This is a genomic window from Klebsiella sp. GG_Kp175 (assembly GCF_040062325.1).
GTDB lineage: Bacteria > Pseudomonadota > Gammaproteobacteria > Enterobacterales > Enterobacteriaceae > Klebsiella > Klebsiella quasipneumoniae.
In genome coordinates this window covers 86026-108770 of the sequence record NZ_JBEAFX010000011.1, presented here as the reverse complement: position 1 = coordinate 108770, position 22745 = coordinate 86026, and the positions used below count along the sequence as shown (strand labels likewise).

Annotated in this window: 25 protein-coding genes; 15 read left to right on the top strand and 10 right to left on the bottom strand. The window is 60.9% G+C overall.

Going from position 1 to position 22745, the window contains the following annotated elements; all coding sequences use genetic code 11:
- Window positions 1–236 precede the first annotated feature (236 nt).
- On the top strand, window positions 237–1391 hold the full coding sequence (gene hpxO, locus ABLU73_RS16295) for an FAD-dependent urate hydroxylase HpxO (protein WP_043519552.1): 1155 nt from the start codon (window positions 237–239) through the stop codon (window positions 1389–1391).
- Here the strand turns inward: hpxO and hpxR are convergent.
- Entirely contained in the window at window positions 1372–2295 is a 924-nt protein-coding gene (gene hpxR, locus ABLU73_RS16290; protein ID WP_004205929.1) for a LysR family hpxDE operon transcriptional regulator HpxR, read from the bottom strand. The genes hpxO and hpxR overlap by 20 nt on opposite strands.
- Window positions 2296–2420: 125 nt before the next feature.
- Here hpxR and hpxD point away from each other — a divergent pair, with 125 nt between their 5' ends.
- Window positions 2421–3458: a molybdenum cofactor-independent xanthine hydroxylase subunit HpxD gene (gene hpxD, locus ABLU73_RS16285; protein ID WP_004205930.1), complete on the top strand. Its 1038-nt coding sequence runs from the start codon at window positions 2421–2423 to the stop codon at window positions 3456–3458.
- 11 nt (window positions 3459–3469) lie between these two features.
- Entirely contained in the window at window positions 3470–4444 is a 975-nt protein-coding gene (hpxE, locus tag ABLU73_RS16280) for a molybdenum cofactor-independent xanthine hydroxylase subunit HpxE (protein WP_043519551.1), read from the top strand.
- Here the strand turns inward: hpxE and ABLU73_RS16275 are convergent.
- Window positions 4421–5659: an MFS transporter gene (locus tag ABLU73_RS16275; protein ID WP_032426164.1), complete on the bottom strand. Its 1239-nt coding sequence runs from the start codon at window positions 5657–5659 to the stop codon at window positions 4421–4423. The two genes, hpxE and ABLU73_RS16275, sit on opposite strands and share 24 nt — an antisense overlap.
- Before the next feature lie 105 nt (window positions 5660–5764).
- On the opposite strand from ABLU73_RS16275, the gene ABLU73_RS16270 reads away from it, so the two are divergent.
- Window positions 5765–6709 (top strand): AraC family transcriptional regulator, encoded by a 945-nt coding sequence (locus ABLU73_RS16270; protein ID WP_004205934.1) that lies wholly within the window; start codon window positions 5765–5767, stop codon window positions 6707–6709.
- Window positions 6710–6718: 9 nt separating this feature from the next.
- Here ABLU73_RS16270 and ABLU73_RS16265 read toward each other — a convergent pair whose 3' ends face one another.
- From ABLU73_RS16265 to ABLU73_RS16255, 3 genes are all read right to left on the bottom strand, one after another.
- Window positions 6719–7474 carry a VOC family protein gene (locus ABLU73_RS16265; protein ID WP_032456028.1) on the bottom strand — a complete coding sequence of 252 codons (756 nt, stop codon included), beginning with the start codon at window positions 7472–7474 and terminating at the stop codon, window positions 6719–6721.
- 178 nt (window positions 7475–7652) lie between these two features.
- Window positions 7653–7964: a cupin domain-containing protein gene (locus tag ABLU73_RS16260; protein ID WP_004205936.1), complete on the bottom strand. Its 312-nt coding sequence runs from the start codon at window positions 7962–7964 to the stop codon at window positions 7653–7655.
- Window positions 7965–7985: 21 nt separating this feature from the next.
- Window positions 7986–8249, bottom strand: a complete 264-nt coding sequence (locus ABLU73_RS16255; protein WP_040250364.1) for a VF530 family protein — start codon at window positions 8247–8249, stop codon at window positions 7986–7988.
- A gap of 281 nt (window positions 8250–8530) precedes the next feature.
- Here ABLU73_RS16255 and ABLU73_RS16250 point away from each other — a divergent pair, with 281 nt between their 5' ends.
- From ABLU73_RS16250 to ABLU73_RS16235, 4 genes are read left to right on the top strand one after another with little or no spacing between them, the layout of a single operon-like run.
- The gene (locus ABLU73_RS16250; RefSeq protein ID WP_043519549.1) at window positions 8531–9559 is read left to right on the top strand and encodes an isopenicillin N synthase family oxygenase; all 1029 of its coding nucleotides are present in this window, start codon (window positions 8531–8533) and stop codon (window positions 9557–9559) included.
- Window positions 9560–9582: 23 nt separating this feature from the next.
- Window positions 9583–10389 carry a MetQ/NlpA family ABC transporter substrate-binding protein gene (locus ABLU73_RS16245; protein WP_004205939.1) on the top strand — a complete coding sequence of 269 codons (807 nt, stop codon included), beginning with the start codon at window positions 9583–9585 and terminating at the stop codon, window positions 10387–10389.
- On the top strand, window positions 10386–11177 hold the full coding sequence (locus tag ABLU73_RS16240) for a methionine ABC transporter ATP-binding protein (RefSeq protein ID WP_074194076.1): 792 nt from the start codon (window positions 10386–10388) through the stop codon (window positions 11175–11177). The genes ABLU73_RS16245 and ABLU73_RS16240 overlap by 4 nt, the downstream gene beginning before the upstream one ends.
- Complete coding sequence (locus ABLU73_RS16235) at window positions 11174–11833, top strand: methionine ABC transporter permease (protein WP_004217626.1); 660 nt, start codon at window positions 11174–11176, stop codon at window positions 11831–11833. The genes ABLU73_RS16240 and ABLU73_RS16235 overlap by 4 nt, the downstream gene beginning before the upstream one ends.
- 10 nt (window positions 11834–11843) lie before the next feature.
- On the opposite strand, the gene ABLU73_RS16230 is transcribed toward ABLU73_RS16235, so the two are convergent.
- Window positions 11844–12902: a nitronate monooxygenase gene (locus ABLU73_RS16230; RefSeq protein ID WP_043519548.1), complete on the bottom strand. Its 1059-nt coding sequence runs from the start codon at window positions 12900–12902 to the stop codon at window positions 11844–11846.
- Between the two features lie 89 nt (window positions 12903–12991).
- On the opposite strand from ABLU73_RS16230, the gene ABLU73_RS16225 reads away from it, so the two are divergent.
- The 7 genes from ABLU73_RS16225 (at window position 12992) to ABLU73_RS16195 (ending at window position 18142) form a co-directional block, all read left to right on the top strand.
- Window positions 12992–13837 carry a LysR substrate-binding domain-containing protein gene (locus tag ABLU73_RS16225; protein ID WP_017900370.1) on the top strand — a complete coding sequence of 282 codons (846 nt, stop codon included), beginning with the start codon at window positions 12992–12994 and terminating at the stop codon, window positions 13835–13837.
- A 202-nt stretch (window positions 13838–14039) separates the two neighbouring features.
- On the top strand, window positions 14040–14462 hold the full coding sequence (locus tag ABLU73_RS16220; protein ID WP_065877665.1) for a VOC family protein: 423 nt from the start codon (window positions 14040–14042) through the stop codon (window positions 14460–14462).
- Window positions 14463–14617: 155 nt separating this feature from the next.
- On the top strand, window positions 14618–15805 hold the full coding sequence (locus ABLU73_RS16215) for an MFS transporter (protein ID WP_004205944.1): 1188 nt from the start codon (window positions 14618–14620) through the stop codon (window positions 15803–15805).
- Window positions 15806–16034: 229 nt separating this feature from the next.
- Window positions 16035–16325, top strand: a complete 291-nt coding sequence (locus ABLU73_RS16210; protein WP_004205945.1) for a hypothetical protein — start codon at window positions 16035–16037, stop codon at window positions 16323–16325.
- A gap of 202 nt (window positions 16326–16527) precedes the next feature.
- A complete protein-coding gene (gene tam, locus ABLU73_RS16205; protein ID WP_348850294.1) occupies window positions 16528–17289 on the top strand; it encodes a trans-aconitate 2-methyltransferase in 762 nt (253 codons plus the stop codon).
- A 161-nt stretch (window positions 17290–17450) separates the two neighbouring features.
- Entirely contained in the window at window positions 17451–17771 is a 321-nt protein-coding gene (locus ABLU73_RS16200; protein WP_004205948.1) for a carboxymuconolactone decarboxylase family protein, read from the top strand.
- Window positions 17762–18142 carry a tautomerase family protein gene (locus tag ABLU73_RS16195; RefSeq protein ID WP_004205951.1) on the top strand — a complete coding sequence of 127 codons (381 nt, stop codon included), beginning with the start codon at window positions 17762–17764 and terminating at the stop codon, window positions 18140–18142. Before ABLU73_RS16200 ends, ABLU73_RS16195 begins: the two co-directional genes overlap by 10 nt.
- Before the next feature lie 209 nt (window positions 18143–18351).
- Here the strand turns inward: ABLU73_RS16195 and ABLU73_RS16190 are convergent, their stop codons facing one another.
- From ABLU73_RS16190 to ABLU73_RS16175, 4 genes are all read right to left on the bottom strand, one after another.
- Window positions 18352–18798, bottom strand: a complete 447-nt coding sequence (locus ABLU73_RS16190) for a GNAT family N-acetyltransferase (protein ID WP_049115609.1) — start codon at window positions 18796–18798, stop codon at window positions 18352–18354.
- Between the two features lie 253 nt (window positions 18799–19051).
- Window positions 19052–20503, bottom strand: coding sequence for a tagaturonate reductase (locus tag ABLU73_RS16185; RefSeq protein WP_264924081.1), 1452 nt, complete (start codon window positions 20501–20503; stop codon window positions 19052–19054).
- A gap of 113 nt (window positions 20504–20616) precedes the next feature.
- Entirely contained in the window at window positions 20617–21147 is a 531-nt protein-coding gene (locus ABLU73_RS16180) for a GNAT family N-acetyltransferase (RefSeq protein ID WP_049003686.1), read from the bottom strand.
- 77 nt (window positions 21148–21224) lie between these two features.
- Window positions 21225–22649 carry a GGDEF domain-containing protein gene (locus tag ABLU73_RS16175; RefSeq protein WP_064187247.1) on the bottom strand — a complete coding sequence of 475 codons (1425 nt, stop codon included), beginning with the start codon at window positions 22647–22649 and terminating at the stop codon, window positions 21225–21227.
- Window positions 22650–22745: the final 96 nt, after the last annotated feature.

Here is a 22745-nt window from a genome sequence, read left to right as displayed (position 1 = left end):
TTATTCGAATGATGCATCATTTCCCTCCGCTGCTGAACCAGGCTTATGAAACGATAGATTCTTAATGCAACATACAGAAACTTTTGATTCATAAAAAGGCAACCAATGCATCACATTGCACCGAGGTGGTGCGCCATGACCTGCCGCTGTGCCTCTGGCGGGCGGTTTTCCTCCCTCCGGCGAACTGGTACGCAAATTGCTGTAGTCAGTGCCTACATCTGGAGAAGGAGAAAAAAATGAAAGCAATCGTGATTGGCGCGGGCATCGGCGGCTTAAGTGCGGCAGTGGCGCTCAAACAGTCGGGGATCGACTGCGACGTCTATGAGGCGGTGAAAGAGATCAAACCGGTCGGCGCGGCGATTTCCGTATGGCCCAACGGCGTGAAATGCATGGCCCACCTCGGCATGGGCGATATCATGGAAACCTTCGGCGGACCGCTGCGCCGCATGGCGTATCGCGATTTCCGCAGCGGCGAGAACATGACCCAGTTCAGCCTCGCGCCGCTGATCGAACGCACCGGCAGCCGCCCCTGCCCGGTATCCCGCGCAGAGCTGCAGCGGGAAATGCTGGATTTCTGGGGACGGGAGCGCGTGCAGTTCGGCAAACGCGTCACCCGCTGTGAAGAAAACGCCGACGGCGTGACGGTGTGGTTTACCGACGGCAGCAGCGCCAGCGGCGATCTGCTGATTGCCGCCGACGGCAGCCATTCCGCGCTGCGTCCGTGGGTGCTCGGCTTTACCCCGCAGCGCCGCTACGCCGGCTACGTCAACTGGAACGGTCTGGTGGAAATAGATGAAGCGCTGGCACCCGGCGATCAGTGGACCACCTTTGTCGGCGAAGGCAAGCGCGTCTCTCTGATGCCGGTCTCCGCTGGCCGGTTCTACTTTTTCTTTGATGTGCCGCTGCCGGCGGGTCTGGCCGAGGATCGTGACACCCTGCGCGCTGACCTCAGCCGCTACTTTGCCGGCTGGGCGCCGCCGGTGCAGAAGCTGATCGCCGCCCTTGACCCGCAGACCACCAACCGTATTGAAATCCACGATATCGAACCGTTCAGCCGCCTGGTGCGCGGTCGCGTCGCGCTGCTGGGCGACGCCGGACACAGCACCACCCCGGATATTGGCCAGGGGGGATGTGCGGCGATGGAAGATGCGGTGGTGCTGGGCGCCGTTTTCCGCCAGACCCGCGATATTGACGCCGCCCTGCGCGAGTATGAAACCCAGCGCTGCGATCGGGTTCGCGATCTGGTGTTGAAGGCGCGCAAGCGCTGCGATATCACCCACGGTAAGGATATGCAGCTCACCGAAGCCTGGTACCAGGAGCTGCGGGAAGAGACCGGCGAACGGATTATCAACGGCATGTGCGACACCATCCTCAGCGGGCCGCTGGGCTGACGGTCGCCATGGATTCAATCACCGCGCTCAGCGTCTGAATGGCCATCTGCGCGGGACGCGATAGCTGACGCGAGGGCGCGGTGCACAGCGCCAGGGTCAGCGGCCGCAGCAGCGTACTGCGCAGCGGGATAAAGGCCAGCTGTCCGCGCTGAACCTCGTCCAGCACGTCGAGCAGGCTGAGGAGCGTCACGCCGCTGCCGCGCAGCACCAGCGACTTAATGAGTCGAATATCATTGCAGCTGATGGTATTCTCCGGCGCAAAGTCATGGTGGCGATAGAGGAGCGCAACACGCTCATGAACAATCAGCGGCGCGCCGGGCACGATGTGCCGCTCCAGGCTGAGCTCGCCCAGAGACAGGGCCTTCGCCCCCGCCAGAGGATGGTCCGGGCGCATCACAATCCCCACCTCCAGTTCGGCAAAGGCCAGCACGCTGAGTCCGGCCTGCCCCTGCGGATCGAGGATCAGACCGACGTCCAGATCCGCCTGACGCACTTTCTGGCTGACGGTGTGGCTGTCGGCTACCTGCAGATCCAGCTCCAGCCACGGCCAGCGGGCGATGATCTCCGCCAGCGCGGCGGCGAAGCCGCCTTCCGCCAGCGCCTGCACCATGCCGACGCTGACGCTCCCGCGCTTCATCCCCTGCAGCTCATCAAATTTTTGCCGGGTCTGACGAAACTCCTTCTGCCAGCGCAACAGATTGTCATACAGCAGTTCACCCGCAGTGGTCATCCGCAGTCCCTCCGGCAGCCGCTCGAACAGCGGCGTCCCGAAGGCCTCCTCGGCCTGCAGGATCTGGCGGTTAATCGCCGAGGCCGAGATATGCAGCTGCTCGGCGGCCCGGCGCAGGCTGCCGCAGCGAGCCACGGCGATGAAATAGTGGGCGAAACGGGAAAATGGACTCATGGTGCCCCTGTACTCTTTTTTGCAACAGCAGAGTGAATTAATGGTGATGGATGTGAACACCCTAATATGACAACAATAATCTCACAACAATAAAACAATCACCGATGTGAGCAGGAAGAGAAATCATGAAGACAACCACCCCCACGCCCCCCGCCCATTGCACCTTCGATCCGGAAGACTGGCTGCGGCTGGCCCGTTGCTGGCACCCGGTGGCCCGCGCCTGCGATATTGACGGCGCTCCGGTGAAAGCCACCCTGCTGGACGAACAGCTGGTTATCTATCGTATAAAAGGCCAGGTGGTGGTCGCCCGCGACGTCTGCCCGCACCGCGGCGTCCCGCTGACCCTGGGGTTTCATGAAGAAGAAGGCATCGTCTGCCCCTATCATGGCCTGCGCTTTGGCGAGGATGGCCGCTGCAACCGCATCCCCTCCAGTCCGGGGCAACCCATTCCGGCCAAACTGCATCTCACCAGCTTCGCCGTGGAGGAGCGTTACGGGCTGATCTGGACCTGCCTGGCCTGCGATCCGGACAATCCGCCGCCGTTACCGACCATGCCGCACTGGGACGACGCCGGCTTTCAGCAAATCAACTGTCCGGCCTTTGAAGTGAAGGGCTTTGCCGGCCGCCAGGTCGAAGGCTTTCTCGATGTCGCCCACTTCGCGTGGATCCACACCGAGACCTTCGCCGATCCGGACAACCAACAGGTGCCGGACTACACCCCGCAGGAGACGCCGTTCGGCTTTGTTGCCGACTACTGGAGCTCGGTAGGCAATTACCCGGCCAGCTCCGATTTCCGCGCGCCGGAAGGGTTCCAGTGGCTGCGTCACTTTGAAATGCATCTGCCGTTCACCGCCACGCTGACCATCCATTTCCCTGCCGATGCGAAGCTGGTGATCATGAACGCCGCCTCGCCGGTGTCGTCGCGCGTAACGCGAATGTTTGCCCCTATCGCCCGCAATTTTGACCTGCATGTGCCGGTGGAAGACGTTCATGCGTTCAACCTGCGGGTGTTTGAGGAGGACCGCCTGATGGTTGAGACCCAGCGCCCGGAGCGGCTGCCGCTGGATCTGACCCTGGAGGCGCATATTCCGGCAGACCGCAGCTCTATCGCCTACCGGCGCGGGCTGAAGAAGATGGGCTTTGGCGATTTCTTTCTGGTATGAGTGGAGGTCTTATGCGCGACATACTCCCGGTGGTGGTCGATGGCCTGTGGCGCCAGGGCGCGAAAAATCTGGCCGTTCGTCTGGTGAGCGCCGATGGGCAACCGCTGCCGGCGTGGGCGCCCGGCGCCCATATCGACCTCCATCTCCCCTGCGGGCTGATCCGTCAGTATTCGCTGACCGGCAGCCCGGCCAGACGGGATCACTATCTGCTCTGCGTCGCCCGCGAGGCGCAGTCGCGAGGCGGCTCCCGTTATATTCATGACACCCTGCGTCCGGGGCAGCCCTTGCTGATCTCTGCTCCGCGCAACCACTTTCCCCTGCACGGGGGTGGCCACGTGGTGCTCCTCGCCGCCGGGATCGGCATTACGCCGCTGCTGGCGATGGCCCATGCGCGGGCGGCGTCCGGCGCCAGCTTTACGCTGCACTATTACGTCAGCCGCGCGCAGGAGGCCGCCTTCGCCACCGAGATCGCCAGCCAGCTCACCGGCGGAACCTGCCTGATCCACAGCTCTGCCGAAGGGCAGAGTCCGCGCCTGCGGCTGGCGCAGGATCTGGGCGCGCCGGACGCCGACACCCGAGTCTATTTCTGCGGACCGCCGGGGTTTATGGCCCAGGTGCGCGACACCGCGCTGGCGGCCGGCTGGGCGGAAACGCAACTGCACAGCGAAGCGTTCCAGCCGACCGTCCCGACGGCGGCGTCGGCGGAGGACGGCACCTTCACCATCACCCTCGCCTCCACCGGTGAGCGCTGGCCGGTCCCGGGGGACAAAACCATCGCCCGGGTGCTGCAGGAGCATGGCGTTGAGGTGCCGCTCTCCTGCGAGATGGGGATCTGCGGCGCCTGCCTGACGCCGGTGCGGGAGGGAACGGTAGACCACCGGGATACCGTGCAGTCGGAGGCGGAAAAACAGGCCGCGGAGCAGCATATCGCGCTGTGCTGCTCCCGCAGTCTGTCGGCCAATTTAGTTATCGATCTCGCGGGATAAGCGGCCGGTCTCCGGCTGCTCGGCGCTGGCGACCGGTTTCACCCGCACGGCGGTGAAGACCACGACCATCGCGGTCAACAGTAGCAAACCGCTGCCGGTGAAGACGCCGCTGGCGCCATGCAGATCGAACACCGCCCCGCCGCCGGCGGCGCCGGCGCTGATGGCCAGCTGAATAGAGGCCACCAGCAGACCGCCTGCGCTTTCCGCCTCATCCGGCACGGTGGTGGCCAGCCAGGTGGACCAGGCCACCGGCACCAGACCGAAGGCAAATCCCCACAGGGCGACCAGCAACCCGTCAAGCACGGACAGATGGCCAAACGTCACCATCAGCAGCGCCAGGACGCTCATCATCAGCGGCACCAGCGCCAGGGTCAGACGCAGGCTGCGGCTCAGCAGATAGCTCGCCACCGAGGTGCCGACAAAGTTAGCGACACCGAAGCCGAGCAAAATCAGCGAAACGCCTTCAACGCTGGCCTGCGCGACGGTCTCAAGGAACGGTCGCAGGTAGGTGAAGAAGGCAAAATGGCCGCTGAAAATCAGGATCGACGCCAGCATGCCCCCCAGCATACCGGGACGGCGCAGCACCCTGAACAGCGTGGAGAAGGTGCCAACGCTTTCCGGCCGCATGGAGGGCAGCACCCACAGCTGCCAGAGCAGCGCCAGCAGGCTGGGTATCGCGCAGAGAATAAACACGTTGCGCCAGCCGATCAGCTCTCCGAGGTAGCTGCCGAGCGGCGCGGCCACCACCGTGGCGACAGACACCGCGGAAAAGATGATCGCCAGCGCTTTCGGCACATGGGCCGCCGGCACCAGACGCATCGCCGTGGCGGTGGACATCGCCCAGAAACCACCGATGGCGATCCCCAACAGCAGACGACCAAGCAGGAGAAACGCCAGCGAACCGGCAAAAGCGACCATCAGGCTGGAGACAATCTGCAGCACGGAAAAGAACATCAGCACCCAGCGGCGGTCGATATTGCGGGTGGCGGTGGCGATCAGCAGGCCGGTGACTAACGCCACTAACGCCGTGGCGGTCACCGCCTGCCCGGCCATCCCTTCGCTGACGCCGAGGCTGCTGGCCATCGGCGTTAACAGGCTGGCGGGCAGAAACTCAGCCACGATCAGGCCGAACACCCCGAGGGCCAGGGCATAGACGGCGCGCCAGGCAGGCCTGACGGGTGACAGGCTCGCGTCAGCAGCTATGCAGGAAGTCATATACATCTCTCCAGGTTTATTAACATCCTGGTCATCTTAGGGGCTTACCACTGGACGATATATGATGCATACTCTTCAGTTATTGATTATTCGTCCGGAATTACCATGAGCCAGCCCACTATCGATCTAACCAGCGAACTGCTGCGCGGTATGCGCCTCTCCGGCGTGAATTACCGGCGCATCGAGACCTCCCGCCCGTTTGGCGTCGGTTTTAGCGCCGTGGCGGGCAAAGCCCAGTTCCATTTCATCAGCCGCGGGCCGGTGCTGCTGCGCATGGCCAGCGGGGAACAGTTCACCCTGGAGAGCGGCGACGCGCTGTTTATTCCCAACGGCGACGGGCACGCGCTGCTCTCCGATCCGCAGGCCGCGGTGGTGAATGTGGCGCAGCTGAACAGCGAAACGGTGTGCAGCACGGTAAGTTGTATCAACGCTGGCGGCCAGCCTGACTGCCCGGAGCGCGCCGTGATTTTCAGCGGTTGTATGGACTTTGAACTCGGCGGCATGCAGCCGCTGGTGAAGGCCATGCCCGAAGTGATGCGGGTGAGCTGCCTGCTCAACACCTGGCCGGAGATCCAGCCGCTGCTGGCGGCGATGGAGCGGGAATCGCTCACCCGCCAGGCGGGCTATGCCGGGATCCTCGCCCGACTGGCGGACGTAGTGGCCGCGCTGATAGTCCGCGGCTGGGTGGCCTGCGGGTGCGGTAACGCCACCGGCTGGGTGCAGGTCCTGCGCGATCCCCGGCTGGCGAAAGCGATCTACGCCATGCATCAGCGTCCGGGCGTTAACTGGAAAGTGGAAGATCTGGCGCGGGAGGCGGGGCTGTCGCGCTCTCTCTTCGCCGAGCGTTTTCTTGCCGCCACCGGCACCACCCCCGCCCGCTATCTCACCGAGCTGCGTATGCGGCTGGCGGTGCAGTACATCACCCACGAAGGCCAGGCGCTGGAAAAAGTCGCCTTCAGCCTCGGGTATCAGTCGCTGGCGGCCTTTAGCCGGGCTTTCAAACGCATCACCGGCCAGCCGCCGGGGGCACTGCGCGCTACGGTACGCTAGCGTCAGCCTTTATATAAAGCGATACACGCCGTTGCCGACGCGAAAGCGTTGCCCCTTAAGCGCCGGGTTGGCGACGCGAAACACCAGCTCGGCCAGCTGGTTGGCGGGTCCCTGGCGAAAAATAAACCACTGGCCGCCCGCGTCCAGCCCCTGCTCCCCCTGTGACGGGAAGCCCAGTAGTGCCTGCCAGCGGTCGCGCACCGCCTGCGGATTGTCCACCTCGAACACCGCCTGCTCGAGCACAATGTCGCCCAGCGGATGAGGCACGTCCAGCCCCTGAGCGCGCAGCCGCGCCAGCCGGGTCTCGTCGTCTTCTCCCCACTGCAGCACAAAGGGAAAGACCAGCCCGTCGGTGTCGCCATCGATGGTGAAGATCCGCCAGCGGATGACATTGCCCTGCGGATCGTGGCGCTGGCCATCGACAATCGGTGACACCGCCAGCCCCTTGCGACGCAAGTGGTCATGGGTGGCGTCGATGTCGTCGCTGCGCAGCGCGACGCGTAACAGCGCTTCGTTCTCCGGCAGCAACCGCGCGGCATCCCGCGAGAGCAGAAATCTGTCCGTCGCGGCGCGCAGTTCGTCCGGGTCGGAAATGGCGAGGAATTCGATATAGGTCAGACCAAAATAGCTCAGCGCATTGCGGGTTCCCCAGCCCGGATGGCGCCCGCCGACCGCCGCCCGCAGCTGCTGCCCGGCAAAGATTTCAATCGCCGCTTCCGGCTGATTCACAAACTGTACTGCGTGATCCCACTGCAAGGTGGCCATGATCTCTCCCGGGGTTGTGCCTGTTAAGACGTCTGCGGCAAAAGATAGTGCTGGGGTGAAGGCAATGGCAAACAAGAATTATGTATATTGAAAGCTGGATAAGTGATTTATATCAACGCGGTATGTTGAGTCTGACAGGCGATGAAACGGCGGGCTAACGAATTGCCCGCCGGCGGGATCAGACCGACCCTTCTTTCTCAATCACCAGAATACGCGCCGCCCCCTGGGGATGGGCGACATGCTCGCATCCCACCTCGGCGTAAAAGATATCTCCGGCGTTCAGCATGATCACCTGCTCCTCGCCGTCGACCTTCACATGCATCGCCACCTGACCATCCATCACGGCAAACACCTCCTGACCGTCGTTGATGTGCCAGATATAGGGTTGGTCGGTCCAGTGCAGGCGCACGGTGGTGCCGGAAAAATTGGCAATGTCCAGCGCGCCCCACGCGCGGTCGGCGGTGAAATCTTTACTGCTCCAGCTCTGCATGATGTTGTCCTGTGGTAAGGGTTATTTTTTCTGCCAGTTTGCCCAGGGATCCGGTTTCTCTGCCGGCGCATCGTCGTCGAGCGAAGCCAGATACATCGCCTCCACCTCTTTACGCGCCCACGGCGTCCGGCGGAGAAATTTCAGGCTGGACTTGATGCTGGGATCGCTTTTAAAGCAGTTAATGTTGACCTGGCGGGCCATTTCCACCCAGCCGTAGCGCGCCACCAGGGCATTGAGCAGCGCTTCCAGCGTCACGCCGTGCAGGGGATCTTTTGAGCTGTGCATGAGGATACATCCGTTCCGCATTAAAAAAGTGCGCCCACCTTACTGACTCTCGGTGACGGGCGCAACGGCTTCAGTTCGCCCTTACGCCTTTATCTATTTAACGCAAAAGCACAGAACCCCGCGCGGACATAAATTAGAAAATAACGTTATTGGTTGCTTATCTGGCCCTGAGGCAAGCTGTGCTCAGCCCCGGACAGAGGAAATCACCATGCGCTGCTGTTGTGCCAGAACCCTGAACCTGAATCGACCCATAACTTATTATCCCGTTTTCGGAGAACACAATGAACGCGACCACCCTGCCGATTCTCGATCTGGCCCGCTACGCGGACCCCGCGGATAAAGCGGCCTTCCTGGCCGACCTGCGTCACGCCGCCCGCGACATCGGCTTCTTTTATCTGATCAACCACGGTGTCGACGACGCGCTTCAATATGAAGTTCAGCGCCAGTCCCAGCGCTTTTTTGCGCTCGATGATGCGCAAAAACAGCAGGTGGCGATGATCCACTCCCCCCATTTTCGCGGCTATAACCGCGCGGCCTCTGAGCTGACGCGCGGCCAGCCTGACTGGCGAGAGCAGTTTGATATCGGCGCCGAACGTCCGGCGCTGACCCTCAGCGACGACGCGCCGCGCTGGCAGCGCCTGCAGGGTCCGAATCTGTGGCCTGCCGCGCTGCCATCGCTAAAACCGGTATTACTTCACTGGCAACAGCAGATGACTCAGGTGGGGATCCGCCTGCTGCGCGCCTTTGCCGAAGCGCTGCAGCTCCCGGAGAATGCCTTTGACCGGCTTTACGGCGACCAACCCAACGAGCATATCAAGCTGATCCGTTATCCCGGCCAGCAGGAGACCCAGAGCAGCCAGGGCGTTGGCGCCCATAAAGATTCCGGTTTTCTCAGCTTCCTGCTGCAGGACGAGCAGAAAGGGCTGCAGGTTGAGGTGGCGCCCGGGCAGTGGATCGACGCCGTACCGCTGGCCGGCAGCTTTGTGGTCAATATTGGCGAACTGCTGGAGCTGGCCACCAACGGCTATCTGCGCGCTACCGTTCACCGGGTGGTGTCACCGCCGGCTCAGCAGCAGCGCCTCTCCATCGCTTTCTTCCTTGGCGCCCAGCTTGACGCGGTGGTGCCGGTTTATACCCTGCCGCCCGAGCTGGCGCGTGAAGCGCGCGGTCCGGACAGCGACCCGCACAATCCGCTGCTGCGCGATGTCGGCTGGAATTATCTCAAGGGCCGTCTGCGTTCCCATCCGGACGTGGCGGAACGCTACTATCAGGACGTTTTTCGCGAACGCGCCGAGCAATTGATCGTTTAACCATAACTAAAAAGGAACACACCATGAAATATGCTGCTTTTAAACTGGCAGGGGTCGCACTGTCTCTTTCTCTGGCATGGACGTCTGCCCAGGCCGCCGCGCTGCGCGTCGCCGCGGACCCGGTTCCCCACGCGGAGATCCTCAACTACATCAAAAAAATCGATCCCAGTCTCGATCTTAAGGTGGTGGAGCTGACCAGCGGGGTCAACGCCAATGAACTGCTGGCCAGTGGCGATGTGGATGCCAACTACTTCCAGCATGTCCCCTACCTGAAGGATCAGGAGAAAGCGCTGGGTAAAACCTTTGCCGTCGCGGCCACGGTGCATATTGAGCCGCTGGGGATCTACTCGCATAAGCATAAAGATTTCTCGTCGCTGCCGGAAAACGCCACGGTGGCGGTACCGAATAACACCACCAACCTGAGCCGGGCGCTGTTCCTGCTGCAGGCGCAGAAGCTTATTAAGCTGGACCCCAAATTTACCGACCCGGCCACCACCCTGGCGACGCCGAAGGATATTGTCGAGAACCCGAAACACCTGAAGATCCTGGAGATTGAATCGCCGCAGATCCCGCGCTCCCTCGACGATGTCGACCTGGCGGTGATTAACGGTAACTACGCGCTGGAAGCCGGTCTGGTGCCAGCGAAAGATGCCCTGGGGCTGGAAAGCGCCGAGCATAACCCCTACGCCAATATCCTGGTGACCACCCCGGCCCTGGCGAATGACCCGCGTATTAAGGCGCTGGCGAAAGACCTGACGTCGCCGCAGGTGGCGGAGTTTATCCGTAAAAACTACAACGGCTCGGTGATCCCGGTGGCCCCTCAGTCATGATCACCATCGAAGGGCTGAGCAAAACCTACGCCGGAACCGGCCGACCGGCGCTGAACGATATCGCGTTACAGATCCCGAAAGGGGCGATATACGGCATTCTCGGGCGCAGCGGCGCCGGCAAAAGTACGCTCATCCGCTGTCTCAATTTGCTGGAGCGGCCCACCTCGGGCCGCATTCTGGTGAACGGACAAGATATTAATCAGCTGAACAAGGCGGCGCTGCGGGATTATCGCCTGCGCACCGGGATGATTTTCCAGCACTTCAATCTGCTGCATGCCCGTACCGTCGCCGATAACATCGCGGTGCCGCTGGAGATTGCCGGGGTGCCGCGGGCCGCTCGCGAAGCGCGGGTGCGCGAACTGCTGGAGCTGGTGGATCTCAGCGAAAAGGCCGCCGCTTTCCCGTCGCAGCTTTCCGGCGGGCAAAAACAGCGCGTCGGCATCGCCCGGGCGCTGGCCGCCCGACCGGAGGTGCTGCTGTGCGACGAGGCGACCAGCGCTCTGGATCCCGAGACCACCGCCTCGGTGCTGGCTCTGCTGGCGGATATTAACCAGCGGCTCAATCTGACCATTGTGCTGATAACGCACCAGCTGGAGGTGGTGAAAACCATTTGTGACCACGCGGCACTGCTGGAACAGGGCGAGATTGTCGAGAGCGGCAAACTCGCCGACCTGCTGGTGACCCCATGGTCGCGGCTGCGCCAGTCGTTGCTGCACGACCCGCAGGCTGAACAGGATTTTCTTACCCGTCACGGCGTTCAGGGGAGGCCATTATGCGGAGTAGCATGAGCTGGGAAGATTTGTGGCCGTTATTACTCGACGGCACGCTGGATACGCTCTATATGGTGGGCCTGGCGGCCCTGTTTACCGTGCTGATCGGGCTGCCCACCGGTGTGTTGTTATTTATTTCCCGCGCCAACGGGCTGGCGCCGATGCCGAAACTGAACGCGCTGTTAGGCGCGGTGATCAACATCGGCAGGTCGCTACCGTTTATCGTGCTGCTGATCGCCCTGATCCCTTTTACCCGGCTGATCGTCGGCACCACGCTGGGCAGCACCGCCGCCATCGTGCCGGTGACCATCGGCGCCTTTCCGTTCTTTGCCCGCCTGACGGAAAACGCGCTCGACGAGGTGGATTACGGAAGAATCGAAGCCATTCTGTCGATGGGCGGCAACGTCTGGCACGTGATTTTTAAATCCCTGCTGCCAGAAGCCCTGCCGACGCTGCTGGCCGGGATCACGCTGACCATCGTGATGCTGATTGGCTTTTCGTCGATGGCCGGGGTGATCGGCGGCGGCGGACTCGGCGACCTCGCCATCCGCTACGGCTATCAGCGATTCAATAATGAGGTGATGTTTGGCACAGTGCTGATCCTGGTGGCGATGGTTCAGGGCGTGCAGATGGCCGGCGATCGGCTGGTGCGCAGCCTGGCCCACCGCCGTTAGCCGTCAGTCATTAGTTCCAGCCGCTCTCTGCCGCCAACTGGCGGACCAGACGGGCGGCGTCACACTCGCGGATCAACCCCACCCCCTGCCCGGCCCAGTGGGCGCCATACTCATGGACGCCCTGGGCTTTCGCGGCGGCGGCCAGCGCTTTGCCGATATCATACGCCAGCGGATAATCCGGCACGGCGCTCGTCGGACAGGCTTCCCCCAGCGCGCAGAAGGCATTCGCCAGACAGCGTGCCGGACGCCCGGATATTGCGGAGGTCAGCACCGTACGCCCGTCAAGGCTGTTGTGGATCGCCGCGCGATAGCCGGCGTCGGCGGCCGATTCCGGACACAGTAAAAACGCCGTACCGAGCTGTACGCCCTGCGCCCCCAACTGCATCACGCTAGCGATCCCCGCTCCGTCCATGATGCCCCCGGCGGCCACTACCGGGATGGTTAGTCGACGCCGCAGAAGTTGCACCAGGGTGAAGGTGCTCAGCTGCGCGTCAGGCTCCTGCGGAGCAAAGATCCCCCGGTGCCCGCCCGCCTCATAGCCCTGAGCGACCACCACGTCGATCCCCTGCTGTTCAATCAGCTGCGCCTCCTGGAGCGAGGTTGCCGTCGCCAGGGTGACAATCCCCTGCTGTCGCAGACGCTGGATCGTCTCACCTTCAGGAAGGCCGAAATGAAAGCTCACCACCGCCGGCGAGTGGTCGAGAAGCAGCTCCAGCATGGCGGTGTGGCCGATAAACGTCTGGTATATCTCCCTAAGCGATGCCGGAGGCGTACTGCCAAAGCGGGTAAAATGGGGGCGCAGCGTCTCTGCCCAGTCCGCTTCACGTGGGGCGTCGCGCCGCGGCGGCGCATGGCAAAATAAATTGACATTGAACGGCCGGTCCGTCAGCTGGCGGGTGGCGACGATCATCGCTTCCGCCTGGGCAACGGTTGCAGCGCCCAGCCCCAGCGAACCCAGCGCCCCGGCATTACTCACCGCAGCAGCCAGCGCGGGGGTGGAGACGCCCGCCATCGGGGCCTGGATCAGGGGGTAGTCAATATCAAGAAGCGAAAGCAGTGAATTTTGCATGGGTTCCTCGTAGATGAGTGATGCCGGAGGCTTACCATCTCTTTTAAAGATGATAAGATCAACATCATTATCATATTGAGAATAAAAATATGAACCACAGCACACTGCAGATTTTTATCCAGGTGGCCGACACGCAAAGCGTCACCCTGGCAGCAAAACGGCTTGGCCGCGCCCAGTCTAATATCACCACCCGTATTCAGCAGCTGGAAGAGGAGCTTGCCGTGGAACTTTTCGTCCGCGGCAACAAAAAAATGGTGCTATCGCCGGCAGGCGTTCAGTTTCTCAGCTATGCCCGGCGGATCCTGAGCCTGGCGGAGGAGGCAAAGCAGGCTCTGCATCCGACCACACCCGGCGGCAGCCTGCGGTTGGGCGCGATGGAGGCGACCGCCGCCAGCCGTCTGCCGCCGCTGCTTACCCGCTTCCAACAGCAATGCCCGCAGGTGGATGTCACCCTCAGCACCCGGCCGACCCGCCAGTTAGCCGAGGGGGTATTCACCGCCGCCCTCGATGCCGCGCTGGTCTGCCTGCCGCCAGGGCCGGATGGCCAACCGACATGCCCGCCCGGGCTGGAATCTGTCCCGGTGTTTCAGGAAACCCTGATGCTGGTCCGGCCGCAGGGCGCGGGCCCGCTGCGGTTCGCGGCATTTACCAGCGGCTGCAGCTATCGGGCGTTGGGAGAGCGCTGGCTGGCGGAGCAACAGGCGGCCGTCGAGGTGCATGAGGTTAGCTCCTATCACAGCATGCTGGCCTGCGTGGCCTCCGGGCGCTACGTCTGCCTGCTGCCGCAGAGCGTGCTGTCGCTGATGACGCTTCCCGAAAACTGTCTTAGCGAACCGCTGTGCGAGGCGACCACCCAGCTTATCTGGCGTCAGGGGTTCAGCACCTCCGCCCTCAGCGAGTGGCGCATCCTGTTACAAAGCGCTGCGAACGGCTAAGCTAGAAGAGGATTCAGTGACACACGCGCAGGGGGCGACCCAGAGCTCTTGCCGACAAACGCAGAGGCGTTTTGCCGCTACAGTATCAACCCGAGCGACAACAGCGACAGAATCGCTTTTCGCCACAGGTCGCGGCTGTGACGCCGTTTTTTTGCCGGGTGGCGGCTGCGCCTGACCCGGCCTACGCCTTATGGGAGTCATTATGTCGTTCTGCCACATGCGCATCGCCAGACCGGTCAGCGAACTGGAGACCAGCGCCAGCATGTATTGCGCCGGGCTGGGGCTGCAGGAACTTGGAAGCTTTACCGATCATGAAGGATTCAGCGGGATAATGATCGGTTTGGCGGATGCCGGCTGGCATCTGGAATTCACCCATTGCCGCCACCATCCCGTCACTCCCTCGCCAGGAGATGAAGATCTGCTGGTGCTGTACTATCCGCAGCGTCAGGCCTGGGAGGCACAATGCAGCGCCATGGACGCCGCCGGGTTTCTGCGCGTCACGGCGTTCAACCCCTACTGGGAGGTCAACGGCGTCACTTTCGTCGACCGCGACGGCTATCGCACCGTGCTGCAAAACCGCGCCTGGGGCGTGGTGGGCGATGATTCGCATGTGGCGGCGAGCTGACGATGATCGGGGCTGGCGTCAACCGCTGCAAAAGCAATTATTTACCTTCGGACAGACAACGTTCCCGTCGGTTACCGATAAAACGCCTTCCCGACTCGCCAGCCTTCTCGCGGCGCGCTATGCTAAACATCCCTATGTATTAACCCTTTATCCCTATGAGCACTTCCGTCAGCACCACGCAGCTTAATTTGCGCATCATTTCGATCGTTGTTTTTACCTGTATCTGCTATCTCTCCATTGGTCTGCCACTGGCCGTTCTACCGGGTTATATTCACTATCAGCTGGGCTACAGCACCTTTGTCGCCGGTATTGTGATCAGTCTGCAGTACATCTCCACGCTAATAAGCCGGCCGCACGCCGGGCGCTATACCGATATCTGGGGGCCGAAAAGAGTGGTTAGCCTCGGGATCGTCTGCTGTCTGCTTAGCGGCGCCTTCACGCTGCTGGCGGTAATGTTGCAGACGATGCCCATGCTGGCGATTGCCGCGCTGTTGGCGGGCCGGGTATTTCTTGGCGTCGGCGAGAGCTTTACCGCCACCGGAGCCACCCTCTGGGGGATCAAAACCGTCGGCGCGATCCATACATCACGGGTGATCTCGTGGAACGGCGTGGCGACCTATGTGGCGATGGCGGTGGGCGCGCCGCTGGGGGTCACTCTTAACCACTATTTCGGCATCAGCGGCTTTGCCACGGTGGTGGTGATGGTCGCCGCCATCGGCCTGCTGTTCGCCCGCACGCGGCAAGACGTCAGCGTGACCGCCGGTGTCAGAGCGCCCTTTCACGCGGTGGTGCGCAAAATCTGGCCTTATGGCCTGGGGCTGGCCTTTGGCACCGTCGGTTTCGGCGTTATCGCCACCTTTATCACCCTTTACTTTGCCGCGCACAGCTGGCAGGGCGCCGCGTTTACCCTCTCGCTGTTCAGCGTCGGTTTTATCTGTGTTCGCCTGGTGCTGGGGAATACCATCACCCGCTATGGCGGAGTCCCGGTCTCCCTGGCCTGCTTCGTCATCGAATGTCTCGGTCTGCTGCTTATCTGGCTGGCGCCGTCAGCCTGGGTGGCGGGCATCGGCGCCTTCCTCACCGGCTCGGGTTTTTCGCTGGTCTTCCCGGCGTTGGGGGTTGAGGCGGTAAAACAGGTGGAAGAGCAAAACCAGGGGACCGCCCTCGGCACCTACTCGGCGTTCCTTGACCTCGCGCTGGGGCTGACCGGGCCGCTGGCCGGCTGGGTCGCCGGCTACTACGATCTCGCCACCCTGTATCTGCTGGCGGCGATCGTCGTCGTGTTCGCTTTCCTGCTGATTTTACGCGTACATCTGCAACAGCGGGCAGCGGTCAGGACGTAGCCAGGCCCGGCTCGCGGATCGCCGCGGGCTGCCGACACCGGCAAAAAACGAATCGGCAATTGACGACGATTCGGCTTCCGTGCCAACATCCCCCTCAGCGTCTGGCGACAGATGCAAGGACGGTGGCGGAAAACAACAGAGATCGCGCAACGATCCAGCCCGCCGCCGTAGTCCAATCCGAATCACTGACCCACACGGTGAATTCCTGATTCTGGCGGGAAACACAGACATGCACCAAAGTTTTAATCAGCGCGTTCATTTCTATTACTGCGTCCTGGTCGCGCTGAAGATGCACGGAAAGTCGAAAAAGTCGGGCGGTATCCGAGGAAAGAACAACTTTCTGCTGAAATGGCTGCGCCGGGCGCAGGATAACAACATTTTCCATCCCGATATCACCAGTGAAATCGAATGGCTGCGCGGGAAGATTATTCAGGCCGGCTATGATACCGATCTCGAGCCGATGCTGGATTTTGTTTACGCCACCGCCAGCCGCGCCGAAGCGCTGAAGAACGCCGAATAAGCCACTGCGCCCGCTGCGGGCGCAGATGCTGACCAATCCGCTTCCCCTCACAATGTGCCCATACCGCACGCGATAGCCTGCTGATGCCATTTTATCTGTGACAGTGTCACGCTGCCAGGTGCTGCAGGGGATCATTTCCCCTGACAGGCGGCCCTGGGCGTTCTATGCTTTGCCCTGTCTCCCTCACACAGGACAACGCCCGATGGCTGACTGGAATCCTTCGCTGTATCTGCAGTTTGACGCTGAGCGCACACGCCCGGCGGCTGACCTGCTTTCCCGTATCGCTCACCTGCAGGTAGAGAGCGTCGTTGACCTCGGCTGCGGGCCGGGCAACAGTACCCGCCTGCTGCGTGCCGCCTGGCCGCTGGCGGCGATCGTCGGTATCGATAACTCCCCGGCCATGCTGGACCAGGCAGCGCGGGCCTTACCCGACTGTGAGTTCATCGAGGTCGATATCGCCAGCTGGCGGCCTGCGCAACCGCCAGACGTGATCTATGCCAACGCCTCGCTGCAGTGGCTGGCGGATCATGAGACGCTGTTTCCGCATCTGGTGAATCAGCTGGCGGATAAGGGTACGCTGGCGGTGCAGATGCCGGATAACTGGCAGGAGCCCTCCCATACTCTGATGCGTCAGGTCGCCGGCGAGCTGGGAATGCCGGACCGCGGCCGCCAGCCCTTGCTTCCGCCGGACGCCTGGTACGATCTGCTCACCCGTCAGGGCTGTGAAGTTGATATCTGGCGCACCACCTATTTTCATCCGCTCGCTTCTCATCAGGCGATAGTCGACTGGCTGCAGGGCACCGGATTGCGACCTTATCTGACGGACCTCGATGAGCAGGCCAAAAGCGCCTTTCTGACCCGCTATTTGGCATCGTTGGCCGACCACTATCCGTTACAGTGTAACGGAATGGTGCTTCTACGCTTCCCACGTCTGTTTATCGTGGCGCGAAAAATAGCCGCCTGAGGGTTGCCTTGAGCGTGGAGTAAAACATAACCAATACATAAGCAAGTCGAGCCAGCAAACATTCCTGTTTTTCAGGATCAATTATCCTGAACATTGCGATATTCAACACATTCCTCAGCGTGCGACAGTGACGACCACTTCAACCTGTAACGGGAGTCACCATGGATACCACCCCTGTCGATCGCCACACGCTGGCTGCCATTGCGCCAAAACTGGCAGAACTGACCGAAACGGTGCTGTTTGGCGATATCTGGGCGCGCAGCGAGCTGTCGCCCCGGGAACGCAGCTTAATCACCCTCTCCGCCCTGACGGCGCTGGGCAAAACCGAGCAACTGCCCTGGCATATCGCCTACGGCTATCGAAATGGCCTGAGCCAGGAGGAAATTGTCGAATTATTTACCCACCTGGCGTTCTACGCCGGCTGGCCGGCGGCGGCCAGCGCCCTGACCTGCCTGAACGCGCAGGAGGCGCCATGCCTCTGACCCGTATTTCGCTTGGTACGGCATGGCGTCCCGCGGAGTTTGCTCAGCTGTCGGCGCTATTCCATGAGTGTCTGGTGGCGGAGTTTGCCGTGCCGCCGGCGGACAAATTTCAGTTTATCGAGCAGACCGCCGACGGGCAGCGCATTTACGACCCGCATTATCTTAGCGGCGGTCGCAGCGACCGCTTCGTGCTGTTTCATATTTTCGCCGGAAAACCGCGCCGCCGGGCGCAGAAACAGGGTCTCTATCGTCGGCTCTGCGCGCGGTTAGCCGATGAGATGGCGGTCAGCCCGCAGGACGTGATGGTGGTGATCCAGTTTAACCAGCTGGAGGACTGGAGTTTTAGCGCCGGCAAAATGGCGGGTGAATAAGTCAGGCGGCGCCTGCAGGGGCGCCGCGATTCAGGCTATTTAGTTGCTACCAGGCGAGATGATGCACCAGTGACAGATCCCAGGCCGTCGCCAATAGCGAAAGAAACATTATCAGATTGACCACTGTTTCGAGACGTTTTTCCATCGTTGCTTCTCCTGAGCCTGTTTCCCCTGTTATAGCGGGAAAAGCTTAACAGCATCTTATCGCTTCAGGAGTCAAGGGTGATCCTGTAGCGTACATAATCGTCAGCTGGGGTGAATTCATCATACAGGTGGCGGGCGGGATTATCACGGCGAGTATGCCAGTACAGACGTGACCAGCCTTGATCAGCCCCTTCAGTTTGCAGCGACTTAATCAGCGTTCTGGCAATGCCTTGTCCGCGGAAAGCTGGATCGACGAACAGATCCTCCAGATAGCAGATTGGCGTGGTGACCCAGGTGCCTTCGTGCAGAATGCAGATAGCGAATCCCACCACCGTATCATCCACCACCGCGACCCTGCCCAGCACGGGTGAGTTCACGTCCAGCATCCGCTGCCAGGTGCATTCGGTCACCTCTTCCGGCTGCGGACTGCCGTAGAAGTGGGTATAGCCTTCCCAGAGCTGAAGCCATTCGGCTTTGTCATGCGGCCGTACTTCCCGGATATCGATGACCATGCGAGTTTCCTTACAGATGAATGAATTAGCCTGCGAACATTGGCAGGAACCAGGTATTAAGGCCATTATTTTCCTGCGCAGATATTTGTTCAAGCGGCTTAACCATAATTCCCGCCTGCGCAGGGCGATTTGGCACTAAAAAGCCTTTTGCAGCGGGGCTGCTGACCGGCTCTATCGGGACAATAAAAAAGTATGTTGTAACTAATTTGAGTGCCAATAAACCCGGCCGCAGCCGGGTGAAGAGACTTCGCTATCAGCAGAGCGGCCTGACGGCGTCGCGCATCCCGCGGGTCAGAATAGCGTCAAGGTCAGCGGCGACCTGATCCACCAGTCCGGGGATCTGGCTTAGATCCTGCTCCCAGTGGGACTCCACGCTGAGCACAGCGGAAACCAGCTCGCGGGTGCTTATCTGACCGTCGCGATGGCGGGCCCAGAGCGTCTGGTAGCGCGTCAGCCAGTCAGCATCATCCTGTACCGGATAGCTTGTCCCCTCCCGCTCTCCTCGGTAGAAGGCGATCAGCGCCGCCAGCGCGAAGGTCAGGCGCGGCGGCAGCGCGCCATGCGCCTTCTGCCCTGCCAGCAGCTGCGGCAGAATACGGGTGCGGTACTTGGTCATGCCGTTGAGGGCGATCGAGAGCAGCTGATGTTTGATATAGGGATTGCGGAAGCGCCCGGTCACGGCGCTGGCGAATGACACCAGCTCATCGCGCGGCAGGTCCAGCACCGGAATAATCTCGTCATAAATCGCTTTTTCGACAAACGCGCAAATCTCCGCGTCGTTCATCGCTTCGCCGACGGTGTCGATTCCAGCCTGGAAGGCCACCGGCACCAGGGCGGTGTGCGCCCCGTTAAGGATCGCCACTTTGCGCTCTTTATAGGGCTTGATATCGTCGACGATACGCACATTCAGCGGCAGCTTATCGAGACGCAGCTCGCTGGCCAGCGAAGCGGGCCCCTGGATAACAAACAGATAGAAGTGCTCGGCGGTATCGAGGAAAGCGTCTTGATAGCCGGTTTGCGCCTCCAGAGCCGCCACTTCATCGCGCGGATAGCCGGTCACAATGCGATCCACCAGGGTGGAACAGAAGGTGTTCGCCGAGGTGAGCCAGTTGATAAAGTCCTGCGGCAGCTGCCACTCGGCGGCATAGCGCAGGACCAGGGCCTGCAGCGCCTCACCGTTATAATCGATCAGTTCGCAGGGGATAATCACCCATCCCTTATCGGCTGCGCCGGCGAAATGCTGGTAACGCTCAAACAGCAGGCGGGTTAGTTTCGCCGGATAGCTGACCGGCGGCGCGTCGTCAAACCGATCCCCGGCATGGTAGCTGATGCCTGCCTCGGTGGTATTGGAGAAGACAAACCGTATCTCCGGGTTATGCGCCAGTCGTAAAAAAGCGTCGTAGTCAGCGTAAGCGCTGATTTCGCGGTTGACCGATCGGATCAACCGCGCGTCGCTAACCGCTTCGCCCTGCTCGTTGAGACCACGGATAATGGTGGTATAGAGGCCGTCCTGGGTGTTCAGCGACGGTGGAAAATCCGTCTCAATGGGGCGAACGACCACGATGCCCGCATTCAGGTCGGTATGCTCGTTAAGCAGGTCGATCTGCCAGTCAACGAATGCGCGCAGGAAGTTGCCTTCACCAAACTGGACGATACGGTCAGGGTACTGCGCGCCGGGGAAATCACGACGGTTTAATGTTTTCACAATGGGTTCCCTCTAATAGTAGTCATACAACCTGAGTAATTGGTCCAATAAGTTATCAGGTTTTACGACCACTTAAACCCTGTTTTGATCAAAGCATTCTGCAATAGCGGCCGTCAGGGCAGAAACTTATAGAACAGCGAGGTGGCAGTCATCTTGCCGTCTGGCATCAGCGCATAGCGCGGAATTTCCCCCACTTTTTCCCAGCCACAGCGCACATAGAACTGCTCCGCCCCGCTGCCGGTCGCCGTGTCCAGCACCAGCACTGTCTTCCCTTCCCGGCGAGCGGTTTGCTCCAGCTCCGCCATCAGCGCGTTGGCAATACCCTGGCGGCGGGCATTTTGGTGAACCAAAAGTTTGGCGACATCCGCACGATGCGGCTGATTTTCCGGCTGGCTGATAATCAGCTGCACGGTGCCGACGGGGCGCGCGTCAGCGTCAAGGGCGGCCAGCACGATGCGCTCCCCGGCCGCCACACTGTCAGCGGTACGTTGCCAGAAGGTCGTCGCGGTTTGCAGACTGAAAGGCAGCATAAAGCTCACCGAGGCGCCGCCGTTAACGCAGCTGGCCAGGATATCGCTTAATGCCGGAAGATGATGAAGAATATCGTCACGCGACAGCGTGCGCAGTGAAAAGGATGTGGTCATAAGAGCTCCCTGTTATCGACCACATCACTATGTTTTTAACCAAAAATTAACACAAGAGAGATCCTGATAGGATTTTCTTATGGCGCACTTTCGGTGAGCGCCGGCATACAGATGCGGTTACGGCCGGTCTGTTTGGCTTTGACCATTTCATCATCCGCCGCCAGCAGCAGCTGGTTAAACAGTTCGGTAATGCGGGCTTGGCCCACCTCGCGGGTCTCCAGTCCCATACTGATGGTCAGATGGATCGGGTTCTGACCGAGGCCGAAGGGTTGCGACTCCACACCGTGGCGGATCTTCTCCGCCAGCACATAGCCCTGCTGAGCGCTGTCGACGACGGCGGCCACCGCAAACTCCTCGCCGCCGATACGGGCAACCATCCCCTGCTCGCCCACCAGGTGTCGAACCTGCTGGGCAAACTGGGTCAGCACGCAATCGCCGCCTTCATGGCCCAGAGCATCATTCACTCGCTTGAAGCCATCGATATCCAGCACCATCACCGTCAGCAGCTTATCCGCCGGCAGCGCCTGGCGCTTCAGCGCCTCGCTCAGCCCGGAACGGGAATAGACGCGGGTCTGGAAATCAAAATCAGCGCGCAGGGCCAGCTGCTTCACCAGCATGTTAATCGCCTCGACGCTGGAGGCGACGATCACCGGGCTTATCAGCATAGCCGCGATCCCCAGGCGGGTGGAAAACAGCTGCCACGGCTGCATTCGCGTATCCGGCGAAAAGTGAATTAACGAGTTGGCCACCAGCAGTATCTCGCCGATGCCGGTGAGAAAGGTCAACAGGCAGGTCAGCGGCAGCGGATAGCGCACGGCGCACCAGATCAGGGCCGGTAACGGGAAGGTAATGCTGCCGGCGCCGCCCACCGCCACGCCGAGGGCAATCGACAGCACCAGCGCCAGCGCTGGCAGCAGCTGGTGAAAGCGAAAACCGCTTAACGCGGATGGCAGCGTCAGGGTCAGAATAAACGGCAGGATAAGCACCGCCGTCGAGAACTGCTCGCTAAACCAGTCCGCCAGCTGGGGAATAAAGGTGGCGCGCTCGACGTCCACCGACCCCAGCGCGCCGACCGCTGCGCACAGCAACGCGGCTAACAGACAGAAACAGAATAAATTAAGCGCGTTAATCGGGCCTGGCATGGAATCGGCGCGTCGTTTATCCCACAGCACCAGCTGTGCCAGGGTCACAATAAAGACAATATTGGAGAAGTTAATCAGCAATGAGGCAAAGCCCATTCCCCAGCGCGAGGTTAATCCGTCATAGACCAGCATTGCCGCAAAGCAGACGGCATAAAAATAGCTGCGATTAAGCCATACGTAGCGCGCAAAAATCCCGGCCATCACGGCGTTGAGCGGCCAGAAGAAAGAGAGCTCCTGCACCAGACGCAGCATGGCGCCCAGAAAATGCAGCAGTAGCGTTAACGTAAATAAGACCAGTGCATCGCGCACGGGTTGTTCTTCACGAAACAGTGTAAATGACCGAATCGACAGTGAAGACATTCAGTAATTATCCGTCTAATTGTTTCAGGCAATTATTATGTTAATAGTTAGTTAGCGGATTATCATAACATGAGAATATTTATCAGGCATACTCCG

Coding starts and splice junctions, on each gene's coding strand:
- ABLU73_RS16265 (WP_032456028.1), bottom strand. CDS start 7,474: ATGGCCACCTTGCAGTGGGATCACGCAGTACAGTTTGTGAATCAGCCG.
- ABLU73_RS16215 (WP_004205944.1), top strand. CDS start 14,618: ATGAGCACTTCCGTCAGCACCACGCAGCTTAATTTGCGCATCATTTCG.
- tam (WP_348850294.1), top strand. CDS start 16,528: ATGGCTGACTGGAATCCTTCGCTGTATCTGCAGTTTGACGCTGAGCGC.
- ABLU73_RS16195 (WP_004205951.1), top strand. CDS start 17,762: ATGCCTCTGACCCGTATTTCGCTTGGTACGGCATGGCGTCCCGCGGAG.
- ABLU73_RS16220 (WP_065877665.1), top strand. CDS start 14,040: ATGTCGTTCTGCCACATGCGCATCGCCAGACCGGTCAGCGAACTGGAG.
- ABLU73_RS16250 (WP_043519549.1), top strand. CDS start 8,531: ATGAACGCGACCACCCTGCCGATTCTCGATCTGGCCCGCTACGCGGAC.
- ABLU73_RS16235 (WP_004217626.1), top strand. CDS start 11,174: ATGAGCTGGGAAGATTTGTGGCCGTTATTACTCGACGGCACGCTGGAT.
- ABLU73_RS16210 (WP_004205945.1), top strand. CDS start 16,035: ATGCACCAAAGTTTTAATCAGCGCGTTCATTTCTATTACTGCGTCCTG.
- ABLU73_RS16180 (WP_049003686.1), bottom strand. CDS start 21,147: ATGACCACATCCTTTTCACTGCGCACGCTGTCGCGTGACGATATTCTT.
- hpxE (WP_043519551.1), top strand. CDS start 3,470: ATGCGCGACATACTCCCGGTGGTGGTCGATGGCCTGTGGCGCCAGGGC.
- ABLU73_RS16260 (WP_004205936.1), bottom strand. CDS start 7,964: ATGCAGAGCTGGAGCAGTAAAGATTTCACCGCCGACCGCGCGTGGGGC.
- hpxR (WP_004205929.1), bottom strand. CDS start 2,295: ATGAGTCCATTTTCCCGTTTCGCCCACTATTTCATCGCCGTGGCTCGC.
- ABLU73_RS16225 (WP_017900370.1), top strand. CDS start 12,992: ATGAACCACAGCACACTGCAGATTTTTATCCAGGTGGCCGACACGCAA.
- ABLU73_RS16175 (WP_064187247.1), bottom strand. CDS start 22,649: ATGTCTTCACTGTCGATTCGGTCATTTACACTGTTTCGTGAAGAACAA.
- ABLU73_RS16245 (WP_004205939.1), top strand. CDS start 9,583: ATGAAATATGCTGCTTTTAAACTGGCAGGGGTCGCACTGTCTCTTTCT.
- ABLU73_RS16275 (WP_032426164.1), bottom strand. CDS start 5,659: ATGACTTCCTGCATAGCTGCTGACGCGAGCCTGTCACCCGTCAGGCCT.
- hpxD (WP_004205930.1), top strand. CDS start 2,421: ATGAAGACAACCACCCCCACGCCCCCCGCCCATTGCACCTTCGATCCG.
- ABLU73_RS16270 (WP_004205934.1), top strand. CDS start 5,765: ATGAGCCAGCCCACTATCGATCTAACCAGCGAACTGCTGCGCGGTATG.
- hpxO (WP_043519552.1), top strand. CDS start 237: ATGAAAGCAATCGTGATTGGCGCGGGCATCGGCGGCTTAAGTGCGGCA.
- ABLU73_RS16255 (WP_040250364.1), bottom strand. CDS start 8,249: ATGCACAGCTCAAAAGATCCCCTGCACGGCGTGACGCTGGAAGCGCTG.
- ABLU73_RS16240 (WP_074194076.1), top strand. CDS start 10,386: ATGATCACCATCGAAGGGCTGAGCAAAACCTACGCCGGAACCGGCCGA.
- ABLU73_RS16190 (WP_049115609.1), bottom strand. CDS start 18,798: ATGGTCATCGATATCCGGGAAGTACGGCCGCATGACAAAGCCGAATGG.
- ABLU73_RS16230 (WP_043519548.1), bottom strand. CDS start 12,902: ATGCAAAATTCACTGCTTTCGCTTCTTGATATTGACTACCCCCTGATC.
- ABLU73_RS16200 (WP_004205948.1), top strand. CDS start 17,451: ATGGATACCACCCCTGTCGATCGCCACACGCTGGCTGCCATTGCGCCA.